Source organism: Pseudoglutamicibacter cumminsii, assembly GCF_003143995.1.
Taxonomy (GTDB): Bacteria; Actinomycetota; Actinomycetes; order Actinomycetales; family Micrococcaceae; genus Pseudoglutamicibacter; species Pseudoglutamicibacter cumminsii_B.
In genome coordinates, this window is sequence record NZ_QFWG01000001.1 from 288592 (window position 1) to 303505 (window position 14914).

The 14914-nt window shown below is 60.2% G+C and carries 12 protein-coding genes; 2 read left to right on the forward strand and 10 right to left on the reverse strand.

Annotation, left to right across the window (positions count from 1 at the left end):
* Positions 1-6: 6 nt before the first annotated feature.
* The 8 genes from CAY35_RS01330 to CAY35_RS01365 form a co-directional block, all read right to left on the reverse strand.
* Complete coding sequence (locus CAY35_RS01330) at positions 7-984, reverse strand: shikimate dehydrogenase family protein (RefSeq protein WP_219930429.1); 978 nt, start codon at positions 982-984, stop codon at positions 7-9.
* Entirely contained in the window at positions 953-2548 is a 1596-nt protein-coding gene (gene mltG / locus CAY35_RS01335; protein ID WP_109302992.1) for an endolytic transglycosylase MltG, read from the reverse strand. Before mltG ends, CAY35_RS01330 begins: the two co-directional genes overlap by 32 nt.
* A 149-nt stretch (positions 2549-2697) precedes the next feature.
* Entirely contained in the window at positions 2698-3225 is a 528-nt protein-coding gene (gene ruvX, locus CAY35_RS01340) for a Holliday junction resolvase RuvX (protein WP_258265568.1), read from the reverse strand.
* Positions 3218-5911 carry an alanine--tRNA ligase gene (gene alaS / locus CAY35_RS01345; RefSeq protein WP_109302994.1) on the reverse strand — a complete coding sequence of 898 codons (2694 nt, stop codon included), beginning with the start codon at positions 5909-5911 and terminating at the stop codon, positions 3218-3220. The genes ruvX and alaS overlap by 8 nt, the downstream gene beginning before the upstream one ends.
* An 87-nt stretch (positions 5912-5998) precedes the next feature.
* Positions 5999-6238 (reverse strand): hypothetical protein, encoded by a 240-nt coding sequence (locus CAY35_RS01350; protein WP_109302995.1) that lies wholly within the window; start codon positions 6236-6238, stop codon positions 5999-6001.
* Positions 6239-6335: 97 nt separating this feature from the next.
* A complete protein-coding gene (locus CAY35_RS01355) occupies positions 6336-6686 on the reverse strand; it encodes a DUF948 domain-containing protein (RefSeq protein WP_101629360.1) in 351 nt (116 codons plus the stop codon).
* Positions 6687-6861: 175 nt separating this feature from the next.
* On the reverse strand, positions 6862-7485 hold the full coding sequence (gene rpsD / locus CAY35_RS01360; RefSeq protein ID WP_035755153.1) for a 30S ribosomal protein S4: 624 nt from the start codon (positions 7483-7485) through the stop codon (positions 6862-6864).
* Between the two features lie 264 nt (positions 7486-7749).
* Entirely contained in the window at positions 7750-9150 is a 1401-nt protein-coding gene (locus CAY35_RS01365) for a replication-associated recombination protein A (protein ID WP_109302996.1), read from the reverse strand.
* A gap of 89 nt (positions 9151-9239) precedes the next feature.
* Between CAY35_RS01365 and dtd the strand changes: the two genes are divergently transcribed.
* Positions 9240-9680: a D-aminoacyl-tRNA deacylase gene (gene dtd, locus CAY35_RS01370; RefSeq protein WP_109302997.1), complete on the forward strand. Its 441-nt coding sequence runs from the start codon at positions 9240-9242 to the stop codon at positions 9678-9680.
* 93 nt (positions 9681-9773) lie between these two features.
* Here dtd and aspS read toward each other — a convergent pair whose 3' ends face one another.
* Positions 9774-11558 (reverse strand): aspartate--tRNA ligase, encoded by a 1785-nt coding sequence (gene aspS, locus CAY35_RS01375; protein WP_109302998.1) that lies wholly within the window; start codon positions 11556-11558, stop codon positions 9774-9776.
* Positions 11559-11741: 183 nt separating this feature from the next.
* Entirely contained in the window at positions 11742-13097 is a 1356-nt protein-coding gene (gene hisS / locus CAY35_RS01380) for a histidine--tRNA ligase (protein ID WP_109302999.1), read from the reverse strand.
* A gap of 329 nt (positions 13098-13426) precedes the next feature.
* On the opposite strand from hisS, the gene CAY35_RS01385 reads away from it, so the two are divergent.
* A complete protein-coding gene (locus tag CAY35_RS01385; protein ID WP_258265572.1) occupies positions 13427-14905 on the forward strand; it encodes a DUF349 domain-containing protein in 1479 nt (492 codons plus the stop codon).
* Positions 14906-14914 lie beyond the last annotated feature (9 nt).

Here is a 14914-nt window from a genome sequence, read left to right on the forward strand (position 1 = left end):
GTGCCATCATCCCACAACCACCGTGTTCGTACCGTCTGATGTGATTCCCACTACGTCACAAAGCGTTGCCAACGACGCCTCGTCCGGCTCAAATCCGATGAAACGGCGCCCCTGCTCCACGGCTTGGTGAACCAGCATCGCTAGGCCGTGGATAGCTACCCCACCTTGGTCACGCCACAGTTGTGCCAACTCAGATGGCCAGCCCGCATACGCGACGTCGAGCAGGAATGCGTTTGGTGAAGCAAGATGCACGGCTAGGTGCCCCCACTGTTCGATGCCCGGGGCCGGCAAAGTGGAGATCATGACGGCAGGCTTGATGTGAGTGTCAGCGAGAGAACTCAACTCACAGAGTTCGAGCCGGGGTCCGAAAGTCTCGAGTACATTCGCCATCTCAGCGCGAGCTTTGTGCGGATCACGGACGGCAACTATGACGCGGCTGGCTCCCCATTCCATGACCGCGGCAACCGCAGCGACACTCGTGCCGCCACCGCCCAAGATGACGACAGGCTCATGCATGAGCCGCCCCGGCTCAAAGCCCGCGCGCACCAAGGCCTGCTGGATCCCATCGACATCCGTGTTGTCCCCCACCAAGGCAACCGCACCATCGGGCCCACGACGAACCGAAACGGTATTCAACGCTCCAGTCAAAGCGACCCGGTCCGAAACCGAATCCATGAACGGAACCATGGCCTTCTTCATCGGCATCGTGACCGACAAGCCGACCCACCCCGGCTCGTTACGTAACATCGACGCTAAACGAGACGCATCACGAGGTTGGGCTTGCACCCGCGTGTAATCAAGGTTGACATGGTTGGCGGCCTGCGCGTTGTGAATCTTCTCATTGCGAAGCTGCGCAATAGCATTGTGCAGATCAGGGGAACGCGAATGATCGATAGGATCGCCGATCACCGCGGCACGGACTGAAGCACGCGCGTCAGGCATTGCACTCGCGTCAGGCATTGCACTCGTCTGGGTGATCTTCACACCACTTGCGGTATTCCTGTACGTAGCGTTCATGCTCAGCCAGGTTATCCGAATACTTCGTTTCACCCGTGGTCAGGTTGACCGTGACCCAGTAATAGTCACCGCTCGGATCCGGCTTCGCGGCACCAGCAATCGCGACAGGGCCAGGCGAGCCGATCGGCGTAGGCGGCAAACCCTGATGTTTATACGTGTTGTACAGGTTCTTCTTGTCATCGAGCTCAGACTGAGTCAAATGTGCCGTCGTCTTGCCGAGGCCATACGTGACCGTCGAGTCAAGCTGGAGGAAGCCGCCCGTCTCGCGGTTGTCCTTGTGCAAGCGGTTCTCGATGATCCCAGCGACGTGCGGGTAATCATCACGTGGTGCTTCACCAGCAATGATGGACGCGATCTTCAAGGTCCGGTACTGCTTAGCAGGATCAGTTACGCCGTTCTTCTTCAAGGCTTCCTTGGTCTTATCAACCAAGGTCTGCAGGATCTCTTCCGGCTTAGTGTTCAACGGGAAGCGATAGTCACCCGGATGTAGGTATCCCTCAAGGTTCTTAGCTTCCTCTGGCAGGCCGAAACGTTTCGGCTGCTCAGACAACTCTTCGAGCTTGCTCACCGGGATGTTGGTGCCTTTAGCGATCGCTTGCAACGCGGCCTGGAGCCGTACGTTAGCTGGCAGAGCGAAGTATGTGACGGCTTCGCGGTCTGTCAGCATCTTGATCGCTGCGTCAGAGGACATCTCTTTACGGAGCGTGAACTCACCTGGGTGGAAAACTGGACGCGGAGAGCCCGAACCCGCCTTCTTGACGAACGTAGAAGCGTTCTTGACGACGCCACGTTCCTCAAGGTGGTTGGCGATCTGACGAGTCGACCACCCTTCCTCGATCGTTACAGCGACCTCGCCTGTCCCGCTACCTTCATAATCGGGATCAGGCATGTTCAGGAAGCGGTTCAGGGAGAAACTACCCACGCCGACGACCAGGGCCAAAACCAGGACCAAGGCAACCAAATTGATGCGACGGCGCTTGCGGCGTCGGCGACGTTCAGTCAGGTCAGCCTCCGAATCAGAAAAAATGTCTTCAGCCGGAAGGTAACCCACAGGAACATCCTCAAAGTGTCGGGCCAAAGCACCAGCGAAGCCTACGTGCTCACCTTCGGCCTCGGCTTCGCTCGCCTCAGCGTCCGCCTGCGACAACCATTCCCGGTCATCCAACTCGGCATCGGCCTCATTGTCGAGCTCCGTGGCGTCCACCGAAACCGGGCCGGCCGAAGGAATCACAGCAAGCGTCGCGGTACCGCCCGGGGCAACGTCAACCTCATCGTCGACTTCATGCTCAAATACGAGAGCATCCTTCGGATCGTAGTCCTCCGGAAGTTCGACACCGAGCGGGGTTTCAAGGTTCGTATCCAAGGGCGCGACCGGCTCAAGCCGTGCAGCCAAGTGCATCTCGATAACGTCATCAGTGACTTCACAGTGGCGGCCCACACCCGTGAAACGGAAGGCGCCTTGTGGGCGTTCCGCTTCCGCACGCCGCCGAGCGCGGCGCGAGGGATAGCCCCCCGGAGGAGTATGAGTCACTGGAAATCCTTACGTCAGCGATAGCTTACGAATGCATAACGCATCTTGAGCTTATCGAAAAGCCTAGCTAAAAAGGCAATGAACCCGACAATGCAACGCTCAAGCACATCATTCAGACGGCTTCGACACAGCGCGCGCTCAGATAACGATTAGTTCGCGCATGCTTCGGCGAGGCTTTGCCCTGCCCACACGTCGAGTCGTCTTTCCGCGTCGAGAGCGTTCTCAAGTATCTCAACCGCGGCCGCCTGATCGATGACCGAGCGTGAAGACTTAATAGTACGCCCGGCCTCGTGGAGCTGCCGTTGCGCCGAGACCGTGCTCAAACGCTCGTCCAAAAGCCGAACAGGCACGGTGCCAAGCATTCGTTCGAGCTGACGCGCAAAACGCAGCGCATCCTTAGTCGAGGGGGTGTGCTCCCCCTCTAGGTTGACAGGCAAACCCACATACACGCACATGGCGTCATATTCGTGCGCGAGTTCCGCAATACGGCGCAGATCCGAACGTTGCTTCTTGTCCCGCTGCAACGTCTCAAGCGGAGTCGCCATGACACGGTCAGGATCACACTTAGCAACACCGACCCGCGCCTTACCTACGTCGACCCCGATGCGGGTGCCACGCTCAACGAAAGCGTGGCACCCGGCAGCGGCGTCAGAGTCTGGCGACAACGGTTCAGCCACGTTCGGCAACCTCGCGGCGGATCCCAGCAAGAGCCTCAGGGATCGCATCCACATTCTGGCCGCCGCCTTGCGCGACGTCGTCCTTACCGCCGCCACCGCCGCCAAGTGTCTTAGCAGCGGAACGAACCAGCTGGCCAGCCTTAACGCCCTCGGAGCGAGCGGCCTCATTCGTGGCCACCAAAACCATCGGCTTGCCCTTAGCGATGCCGATCACCGCGACAACCGCGGCGTCCGAGCCCAAGCGGTCACGCAGAGGCAACGCGAGCGAACGCAAGTCTTCCGCGGATTCAACCTCGCCGGCATCGTGCGCGATCAGGCGGACACCCGCGACGTCCTCGGCAGTATCGACCAAAGCAGCCGATGCGGCCTGAAGCTGTTCACGGCGCAGCTTCTCGATCTCCTTCTCAGCAGCACGAAGCCGCTGAACCGTCTGATCGATGCGCGCGCGCAACTGGTCTGCAGGAACACGCAACATTTCGGTCAAATCGGAAACCAGGGCACGTTCTGCTACGTTGTGGCGGAAAGCATTCATACCGACGAGCGCTTCAACACGGCGGTTGCCCGCGCCGACGGACGCCTCACCCAGCAGAGACAGCGTGCCAACGTTCGCGGTGCGTGCAACGTGGGTGCCACCGCAGAATTCACGTGACCACGCGCCGTCGATCTCAACAACACGCACCGTATCGCCGTACTTCTCGCCGAAGAGGCTTGTGGCACCCAAAGCGAGCGCCTCATCCTTCTTCATGACGCGGGTTACGACCTCGAAGTCGCGATCGATAGCCTTATTGGTTACTTCCTCGATCTCCGACTGGGTTGCGCGCGAGAGCGCCTCAGCCCACGTGAAGTCGAAACGCAGATAGCCTTCCTTGTTGAAAGAACCAGACTGCAACGCCTCAGGGCCAAGCACCTCATGCAGAGCAGCGTGCACCAAGTGGGTTGCGGTGTGCGCTTCTTCACCAGCGTGGCGGCGCTCGGCATCGACAGCGGCACGCACGATAGCGTTGTCTGGGAGCTCACCTTCGCGGACAGTAACCGTGTGAACGGAAAGGCCCTTGACCGGCGACTGAACGTCAGTCACTTCGAGGACAAAGCCGTCGCCCGTGATCAAACCTGTATCCGGAGCCTGGCCGCCGGCCTCAGCGTAGAACGGGGTCTCTTCCAGAACCAGCTCAACCGTGCTGCCCTGCTCAGCGACAGGAACACGGACGCCGTCGCGGATCAGGCCCTGAACGCGGGACTCTGTGACGAGTTCGTCGTAGCCAGTGAAGTGCGTCGTGCCCTGTTCGGCTAGCTCGTGGTAGATCGCGATATCGGAGTGGCCGGACTTCTTCTTCTTAGCGTCAGCCTTAGCGCGTTCACGCTGTTCGGCCATGAGCGCACGGAACTTCTCCGTGTCAACGCTCAGGCCTGCTTCTTCCGCGATCTCGAGCGTGAGATCGATCGGGAATCCGTACGTGTCGTGCAGCTGGAACGCGTCCTCACCCGAAAGGTTTGCACCGTGTCCCTTGGCTTCCGCGATCGCTTCATCCAAGCGGGCGGTTCCCGATGCGATCGTGCGGCGGAACGCACGCTCCTCGGCGTAAGCGATGCGGGAGATTCGCTCGTAGTCCTCAGCGACCTCAGGATAAACGCCAACCATCGCGTCACGCGATACCGGCAACAGCTCAGGGAGTACGGGGTCGGTAACTCCCATGAGGCGCATCGCACGCACAGCACGGCGAATCAGGCGACGCAGAACGTAGCCACGGCCCTCATTGGACGGCGTAACTCCGTCGCTGATGAGCATGAGTGCGGAACGCACGTGGTCAGCAACGACGCGCAGACGAACGTCATCTGCATAGCTTGGGTTCTCTGGGTCCTCAGTCGAGGAGTACGTCTTACCCGCAAGCTCAGCGGCACGGTCAAGAACCGGACGGACCTGGTCGGTCTCGTACATGTTCTCAACGCCCTGGAGGATCATCGCAAGGCGTTCAAGACCGAGGCCCGTATCGATGTTGCGCTGTGGAAGCTCACCGGCAACATCGAAGTCAGTCTTGGAACGGACCGCGGAGAGGCGGTACTGCATGAACACGAGGTTCCAGATCTCGATGTAGCGAGTCTCATCAACCGCCGGGCCGCCTTCCTTGCCATAGGCAGGGCCGCGGTCGTAGTAGATCTCAGAGCATGGCCCACCAGGTCCAGGCTGGCCTGTGTTCCAGTAGTTATCGGCCTTACCGGTACCGATGACGCGCTCGGACGGTACGCCGACCTTGTCTTCCCAGATGTGGCGAGCCTCATCATCCCGGTCATCACCGTCTTCGTACACCGTGACCCACAAGCGTTCCGGATCCAAGCCGTAACCGCCGTCGGCAACCGGCGTGGTCAGCAATTCCCACGCCCACGTGATCGCTTCTTCCTTGAAGTAGTCACCGAAGGAGAAGTTGCCGTTCATCTGGAAGAACGTGCCGTGGCGGGCCGTCTTCCCGACCTCTTCGATATCGGCAGTGCGGATGCACTTCTGGACCGAAACCGCGCGCGGATACGGCGCAGGTTCGACAGCCGTCAGGTACGGGATGAAAGGAACCATGCCGGCGACGGTGAACAGCAACGACGGATCGCTCGAGACAAGCGATGCGCTAGGAACATGCGTGTGACCACGCTTGACGAAGAAGTCGATCCACCGCTGTGCGATTTCCTGAGATTTCATGAGGTTTGGATTCTCCGAATGGGCGAGGATGCCCGGTAATGAACGGACCGTGTCTTCAACACGGCTCTGAAGTTGTTTGGGGGTGGGTCAGCGTGCGGCGCGGCGACCAGAAGGTGCCTTATCGACGCCGAGTGCCGCACGGAGCTCCGCTTCGCGTTCAGCCGAGCCTTGCTTGAACGCAGCGATAGTGGACTCGACGACGTTAGCGGTGCGGTCGAGGATCGAATCGGCGCTCGAACGAGCACCCTGAGTGCGGATGCGCTGCAGTTGGCGGCTAGCCATCACGCCGATAGACACACCGAGCGTGAGCCAAAAAAGCTTCTTCATAATTACCCTTCACAAGATATTCAGCGCGTCAGAGTAGGACGCTGTAAAGGCCACGGACAGGCGAGTTAAACGCCCTGGTCAACGACGAAAGTAAGAGTTAGGAGCGACGACGGGTCAGAGCCGCGCGAACACCTGCAGTGAACGATGCGGCGCGGATGAGAGGACGACCAACAACAGCTGCAGTCAAGGAAGTCACAGACGCGACGTTGGCAGTTGCGTCCTGAACGTTCGACGTAATCGCATCAACACGCTCAAGCTGCTGGTTACCGTTGCGAACAGTGGTCGCGGTTTCCTGCAGAATTGGCGTGGTTTCTTCCGTGAGGTCTTTGACCGAGTGCCGCAACTCGTCGAAAACCTTACCCAGCTTGATGATTGGAACAGCCAGAAGGATAACGAGGATCGCGAAGAATCCTGCAGCGATCAAACCAGCGATGTCACCAATGCTCATGTTCTCTCCTCGAGTGTGTGCACACGTACCTGCCTCCCAAGCCTACCGAACGTTGCTCACAAAACCGTGCACACAGAACCGTGCACACGAATCCAAGCGTCGGGAGCGGCACCTGTATAAAAGAACGATGCCGCGGTCCCGTTGATAACGGAACCGCGGCATCGACTGCTAAAGATTAGCGTGCGTAGTACTCAACGACGAGCTGTTCTTCACACTGAACAGGAACCTCGGCGCGCTTAGGGCGGCGCACGAGCTTAGCCTGCAGCTGATCCAGCTTGACGTCCAGGTACTCAGGGACAGCCGGCAGAACAGCGGCGTGTTCACCCTGGGCAGCCATCTGGAATGGAACGGTCTTCTCGGAGCGCTCCTTAACGTGGATGAGCTGGCCTTCCTTCACGCGGAAGGATGGGCGGTCAACAATCTGGCCGTTGACCAGGATGTGACGGTGAACAACAAGCTGGCGTGCCTGCTGGATGGTGCGTGCGAAACCAGCGCGCAGAACCAAAGCGTCGAGGCGCATTTCCAGCAGCTCGATGAGGTTCTCACCGGTCAGGCCAGCCTCGCGGCGAGCCTCGTCGAAGACGCGGGTCATCTGGGCTTCGCGAATGCCGTACTGTGCGCGCAGGCGCTGCTTCTCGCGAAGGCGAACTGCGTAGTCAGAGTCCTGGCGGCGGCGTGCGCGGCCGTGCTGACCTGGGCCGTACGGACGGCGCTCCATGTACTTTTCTGCCTTCGGCGTCAGAGCGATGCCGAGAGCACGGGACAAACGCACGGTGTTGCGTTGACGATTATTGGCCACGAATGTGTCCTCTTTCGTATGTCTGCGAGCTCATGGTTCTGGCCTCCGGAACGTGGAGAGTTGAGGGAACCCGCTTCCTCATATCTGCAACCCGCTCACATTCAGTGCAACCTGCTCAGGCCGCACAGCGATAACCCTGTTAAGGATATCTAGGTGGGGGCTTGCCAGCCAACGGTCTAGTTTATCAGAAAGGGGGGCGTATCAGAACAGAGACGCGTATAAGGCAAGACCGCGTATCAGACAAAACTTTTGCCGCGTTGTCGGTTAGTTCTTCCGCAGGATTGAACGAAGTGATTCGATTCGTTGCGAGATCGTCCGCTCGAAGCCGTGTTGGGTGGGCTGGTAGTAGTCGACGCCCTGCAGGTCGTCCGGCGCGTACTGTTGCGCAACTACGCCGAGCTCGTGATCGTGCGGGTAAACGTATCCCTTGCCGTGGCCGAGCGCTTTCGCGCCTGCGTAGTGAGCGTCCCGCAAGTGCGCCGGGACACCGTTGCCCCTACCCGCGCGCACATCGGCGATCGCCTTGTCGATCGCGACGTAGGCGGCGTTTGATTTCGGTGCGCTTGCGAGGTGGACCACAGCTTGCGCTAGCACGATACGGGCCTCCGGCATGCCGATGAGCTGCACGGCTTGCGCTGCTGCCACCGCGGTCTGTAGCGCGGTTGGATCGGCCATCCCGATGTCTTCCGAGGCAGAGATCACGAGCCGGCGGGCGAGGAAGCGCGGGTCCTCCCCCGCCTCCATCATGACTGCAGCATAATGAAGGGCCGCATCGACGTCAGATCCGCGGATCGATTTGATAAGGGCGCTCGCGGTGTCGTAGTGGTTATCGCCTTGCTTGTCGTATCGGCGGAGCGCAGTGTCGACTGCTCGTTCCGCATCTTCACGCGTCACAACAGGCGGGGTCGCTTCGTCGTCGGATTCCTGCGCTTCGTGCCGTGCCCGTTCCAAAGCGACTGCGGCAGCCGCTTCGAGACTCGTGAGAGCTCGGCGCGCGTCACCGCCCGATAAATCGATGAGCTGGTCCATGACGTCATCGGGAACCTCAACGGAGTTACCGAGTCCGCGCGGGGACTCCAGCGCCCGCGCAAGCAGGCCACGGACATCCTCGCGCTCAAGCGGTTTGAGCTTGAGCAGTAGCGAACGCGAAAGCAAAGGCGAGATAACCGAGAACGATGGGTTCTCGGTGGTCGCAGCCACCAAAACGACCCAGCCGTTCTCAACACCCGGAAGCAGTGCATCTTGCTGGGCCTTGTTGAATCTGTGGATCTCATCGAGGAACAGCACGGTTGTGGTGCCGCGCATCGAGCGGTCCGTGCGAGCCTGTTCCATAACCTGCCGTACGTCTTTGACGCCGGCGGAGATTGCCGAAAGCTCCACGAAAGTTCGATGCGGGCCGTTAGCGATCACGTGCGCGAGCGTGGTTTTGCCGACGCCGGGAGGCCCATACAGGATCAGTGAGCTCAGGCCGGCTGGTCCTCCCCCGTCGCTTTCGGCGAGCTGCCGCAGTGGAGACCCGGAGCCGAGGAGGTGCTGTTGCCCAGCAACTTCGTCGATGGTCTTGGGGCGCATCCGCACAGCCAACGGCGGGCGCGGGCGCGGACGGTCGTCCTCGCGCACCTGGCTTTCGCTGTCGTCATCCTGTGCAGAAGAAAAAAGATCCATCGCTACACAAGCCTAGCCGGCAACACCGATCTTCCCCGCTTCCCCGTTAAGCTTGAGCTCAGACTCTGCTGGACGTTGAAAGGTTGGATATGCGCGCGGTTGTGCAGCGGGTGAAGAACGCGAGTGTTGAGGTTGACGGCGAAGTCGTCTCTGGCTTTGAAGGCCAGGGCCTCTTGGTGTTGCTTGGCGTGGCCGTCGACGATGGGCACGCCGAGGCCGCCGCTGTCGCCTCGAAGATCGCTCACCTTCGGATCCTCGATGACGAGAAGTCGGTTGTGAGCGCTCAAGCGCCGGTCATCCTGGTCAGCAATTTCACGCTGTACGGCGATGTGCGGAAGGGTCGGCGTCCGTCGTGGTCGAAGGCCGCTCGGCCAGAAGCCGCAGTTGATCTCTATGAGGAGGTCGCCGCAACCTTGCGTGGGTTCGGGCTGGACGTCGGCACAGGTGTGTTCGGCGCCGAAATGGATATTCAGCTGACCAACGACGGGCCGGTTACCTTGATCATTGACTCGGCCGAACTCGCGCTATAGAAACCCCGAACTTTAAATGTGGAATTAAATGCGGAAGGGATGCGAGCCTAGAACTCGCATCCCTTCCGCCGTATTCATCCTTGAGCAGGATTCCTACTTTGCAGCGCCGTCTTTCTTCTGCTCGGCAGGCTTGGCGTCAACGCCGGCTTCTTTACGTTGCTGCGGCGTGATCTCTGCTGGAGCAGCGGTGAGAGGATCGAAACCGCCACCTGTCTTAGGGAAGGCGATAACCTCGCGGATCGAGGTCTCCCCCGCCAGAAGCGAGACCACGCGGTCCCAACCGAACGCGATACCGCCGTGTGGAGGCGCGCCGTACTTGAAGCCTTCAAGCAGGAAGCCGAACTGTTCCTGCTGGGTCTTCTCGTCAACACCCATGACCTTGAACACGCGTTCCTGAACGTCGCGGCGGTGGATACGGATCGAACCGCCACCGATTTCGTTACCGTTGCATACGATGTCGTAAGCGTTGGTCAGTGCGGAACCCGGATCGGTGTCGAACGTGTCGAGGAACTCCGGCTTAGGCGCCGTGAACGCGTGGTGCACTGCAGTCCACTTACCGTCGCCAACCGCAACATCGCCGTCGGCGACAGCTTCAGCGGTGGACATGAACATAGGTGCGTCGACGACCCAAACGAAAGCCCAGTCGCCGTCCTTGATCATGCCGGTACGGTGAGCGATCTCGACGCGGGCCTGACCCAGCAACTGGCGGGTCGAGTTGGTTGGGCCTGCACCGAAGAAGATGCAGTCGCCAGGCTTTGCTCCCACGGTTTCGGCGAGGTTCTCGCGCTCGAAGTCGGTCAGGTTCTTAGCCACAGGGCCGGTCAGCTCGCCGTCCTCCTGGACGAGGACGTAAGCGAGGCCCTTACCGCCGTGCTGCTTGGCCCATTCTTGCCAGCCATCGAGCTGACGGCGAGGCTGAGATGCGCCACCCGGCATCACCACGGCCCCGACGTATTCCTGCTGGAACACGCGGAACTCGGTGTCCTTGAAGAACTCCTTGAGCTCGGTGATCGGGTTATCAAAACGCAGGTCCGGCTTATCGGAGCCGTACTTGGTCATCGCTTCCTGATAGGTCATGCGGCGGATCGGCGTCTCGATCTCAACGCCGATGAGCTTCCACAGTTCCTTTACGATCGCTTCACCCAAAGCGATAATGTCTTCCTGATCAACGAAGGACGCCTCAATGTCGAGCTGCGTGAACTCTGGCTGGCGGTCTGCGCGGAAGTCTTCGTCTCGGTAGCAGCGAGCAAGCTGGTAGTAACGCTCGACGCCACCGACCTGCAGAAGCTGCTTGAACAGCTGTGGCGACTGCGGCAACGCGTACCACTTGCCTGGTGCAAGACGTGCAGGAACGATGAAGTCGCGTGCACCTTCAGGGGTCGAACGCGTCATCGTCGGGGTCTCGACCTCGAGGAAGTTGCGTTCTTCAAGCACACGACGCGCGGCCTTGTTGGCCTCGGAACGCAGACGCAGGTTTGCGGCTGGCTTTGGACGGCGCAGGTCGAGGTAACGGTACTGGAGACGGGTCTCTTCACCGACCTCGACGTGCTCGTCAACCTGGAAAGGCAACGCAGCAGCGGAGTTCAGGACCTCGAGGCTGTCGGCGTGAACTTCGATCTCACCCGATGCGAGGTTCGGGTTCTCCGAACCCTCTGGGCGCGCCTTGACCTCACCCGTGACCTTGACGACGAACTCGTTACGCAACGGGGAGAACGTTGCCTCATCGTGAACCACGACCTGCGCGATGCCCGAGGCGTCACGCAAATCGAGGAAAGCGACACCGCCGTGGTCACGGCGACGAGCAACCCAACCTGCGAGCGTTACGGTCTGCCCCACCAGCGAGGCGTTGAGGGAACCGGCGTCATGAGTACGGAGCACGGTGATGAAATCCTTTCAGCGGTCCGCCCTGCTCATATGGTTCGTGCCTCACTCTTTCGAGCGGGACTCCCCCGGGCGGGCCGGTTGTTTACTACGAAACTTAAACGGCAGCCATGAACTGCCTACGACGGCAATGCATTAACTGCTCAGTTGACTAAGAGCCAGTCTAATGGCTTATCGCCGCTAGCTGGCATCCGCGTTCGGGCCAACCGCAGGGCGAAGATCTGTTTCTGCCGGCATCCAGGTGTTCGGGTCGGCGCTGACCTGCTCACCCGAGCGGATGTCCTTGACCTCGTGAACGCGGTTTCCCGCATCGTCATGCGACATGAACCAGACGTACGGGATCCCGCGGCGATCAGCGTGGCGGATCTGCTTACCGAACTTCTCCGGCTTGCCCATGATCTCCGTAGCCACGCCGCGGGTACGCAACAGCTCAGCGACCTCGAGAGCCTCAGCGAAATCATCCTCGCCGGGAAGCGCCATGAGCACCGCAGTCGGAACTGCGCGGCTGGCTACAAGCTGCTCGGTCGAAAGCAAGCGGGACACCAAACGGGACACGCCAATCGAGAGGCCAACGCCCGGGTAGTTCTTCTTGCCCTTGGTCGCGAGGGACTCGTAACGACCACCCGAGCAGATCGACCCGAGTGACTCGTGACCGATCAACGTGGTCTCGTAAACAGTGCCCGTGTAGTAGTCGAGGCCGCGCGCAATCGAAAGATCAGCGACGATGCGGCCCGGCTTAATCTTCGCCGCCACCTCGATGAGGGACTTGAGTTCCGCAAGGCCCTCGCTCAGCAGCTCGTGTTCAACGCCAAGCGCCTCAACTTGGTCCGCGAAGGAGGCATCCGCGGCCTTGATCTCAGCGAGCTTCAACGCCTTGGTCGCCTGATCGTCGTTCAGGCCAAGTCCCACAAGTGCCTCGTGGACCTCCTGGGCGCCGATCTTCTCGAGCTTATCGATCTCGCGCAGAACAGCCGCCGGATCCTCAACTCCGATGCCACGGTAGAAACCCTCGGACAACTTCCGGTTGTTGACGCGCACCTCGAAGTCACCGAGCTCAAGACGCTCGAGTGCATCGGCCATGACCAAAGCAAGCTCAAGGTCATACGTCAACGGGAGTTCGCCGTCGCCCACCACATCGACATCCGCCTGCGTGAACTCGCGGAAGCGACCATCCTGAGGGCGCTCACCACGCCACACCTTCTGGATCTGATAGCGGCGGAACGGGAACGTCAGGTAACCCGCGTTATCCGTGACGTAACGAGCGAACGGAACCGTCAAGTCAAAGTGAAGTGCGAGCGAGTTGGGATCGTTAGTGCTTGCAGGCGCATCGTCAGCTAGACGCGCAACCCCATACACCTCTTTGTCGATCTCGCCCTTATTCAGCAAGGTACCGACCGTCTCGACAGCGCGCGTCTCAATGTTGGAGAAGCCATGCAACTCGAACACCTCACGCAGCGTATCCAGAACATGGTTCTCCACGATCCGCTCTTGCGGAAGCCATTCAGGAAAACCAGTTAGGGACAACTTACGGGACATGATCGAGTGACTCCTCACGTCAAGAGAACAAATAACAGCACAGCAAACGGATGACCTCGTGCATCTATGCAAATCAAGCAGACGGAGACTGCACCGACATCACACGAGGCGCTTCCCATTCTAGAGCCAGACATCCAAAGGAGACCGGTGCGTGAGTGTGTGTGGCGCAAAGCGTCACAATTCAGTACGAAAACGCATGTCACTCAGGCGAAACACGGGTAGAATCTGGATCCGTACGTGTGTGCCTCGTCTCTGAACGTTTGTACGGACTATTCAGCTAACAGTTCAGAAGGCGTGGCAGTCTCAACCTTGAGCGAAAGTGATGACCGTTGACTGAACAGCAGCCTCACTCCCAGGACACCGCGGCCCAGGAGAACACCTCCCCGGAAACCGCGGAGAACACATCCACGCAGGATGCGCAGCCTGAAACGACCACCCCAACGCCAAGTGGCGCTCCAACCCCGGCTGCCCCGAAGGCCCCAACGCCTTCCATGATGGCCGAGAAGGACACCGCAAAAGAGTCGGTGATTCCAGCCCCACAGGTTCCAACCACGAGCTTGGAGGAGGCGCGACAGTTCGCGCGAGTCACCGATGACGGTCATGTCTTCGTGATCGTGGACGGCAACGAACACCCAGTGGGTCAGTACCCGGACGCCACCGGCGACGAAGCCCTCGCATACTTTGTGCGTAAGTATGACGAGCTGCTCGGCGAGATCATGCTCCTCGAACAGCGGGTCGTGGCTAAGGCTCCAACGGCCGACATGCCGAAAGCACTCAACGCGATCGATGCGCGCGTCAAGGCACGCGACGTCGTCGGCGATATCGCGATGCTCGAGTCCCGCGTCGAAAACCTTCGCGTAGCTATCGACAACCTGCGCCAGCACGAACGCGCCAACGCAGAGCAGTTGCGCGCCGAGGCTACAGCGGCACGCGAAAAGATCGTTGCGGCTGCGGAAGAACTCGCTGCCAAGCCGGCTGAGCAGGTCCAGTGGAAGAGCGCATCGCAGCGCATGGCTGAGCTCTTCGACGAGTGGAAGGCCGCTCAGAAGAACGGCCACCGCCTGCCGCGCGCAACCGAGGACGAACTGTGGAAACGCTTCCGTTCGGCACGCAACAAGTTCGATAAGAACCGCCGCACGTTCTTCTCTAAGCTCGACGACCGCAACGCCCAGGCCAAGCGCGTCAAGGAAGAACTCATCAGCCGCGCCGAAAGCATGCAGAACTCGACGGACTGGGGCCCGACCTCGGCCGAGTACCGCAAGCTCATGGACGAGTGGAAGGCCGCACCGCGCGCATCCCGCAAGGACGACGACGCTCTGTGGGCTCGTTTCCGCGCCGCACAGGATGTCTTCTTCAACGCCCGTAAGAAGGCTAACGACGAGATCGATGCTGAATACGCCGAGAACCTCAAGGTCAAGGAAGCCCTCCTCGAAGAGGCCCGCGCGATTCTGCCGGTCAAGGACCTCAAGCAGGCACAGCGTGCCCTGGGCTCGATTCGCGACCGTTGGGAAGCTGCCGGCAAGGTGCCTCGCGGTGACATGCACCGCATCGAGGCGGGTCTTCGCCAGGTTGAGGACGCCGTTCGCTCCGCCGAGCAGGACGAGTGGCGCCGCACCGACCCTGAGACGAAGGCTCGTTCCAACTCGATGCTTCAGCAGCTCGAAGACGCGATTGCTGACTTGGAAGCGGACCTTGAACGCGCTCAGGCAAGCGGTGACCAGCGCAAGGTAGCTAAGGCGCAAGAAGCGCTCGATGCTCGCCGCGCATGGCTTGAAACCGTCAAGCGTTCAGCGGCAGAGCTCGGCTAAACGCTCACC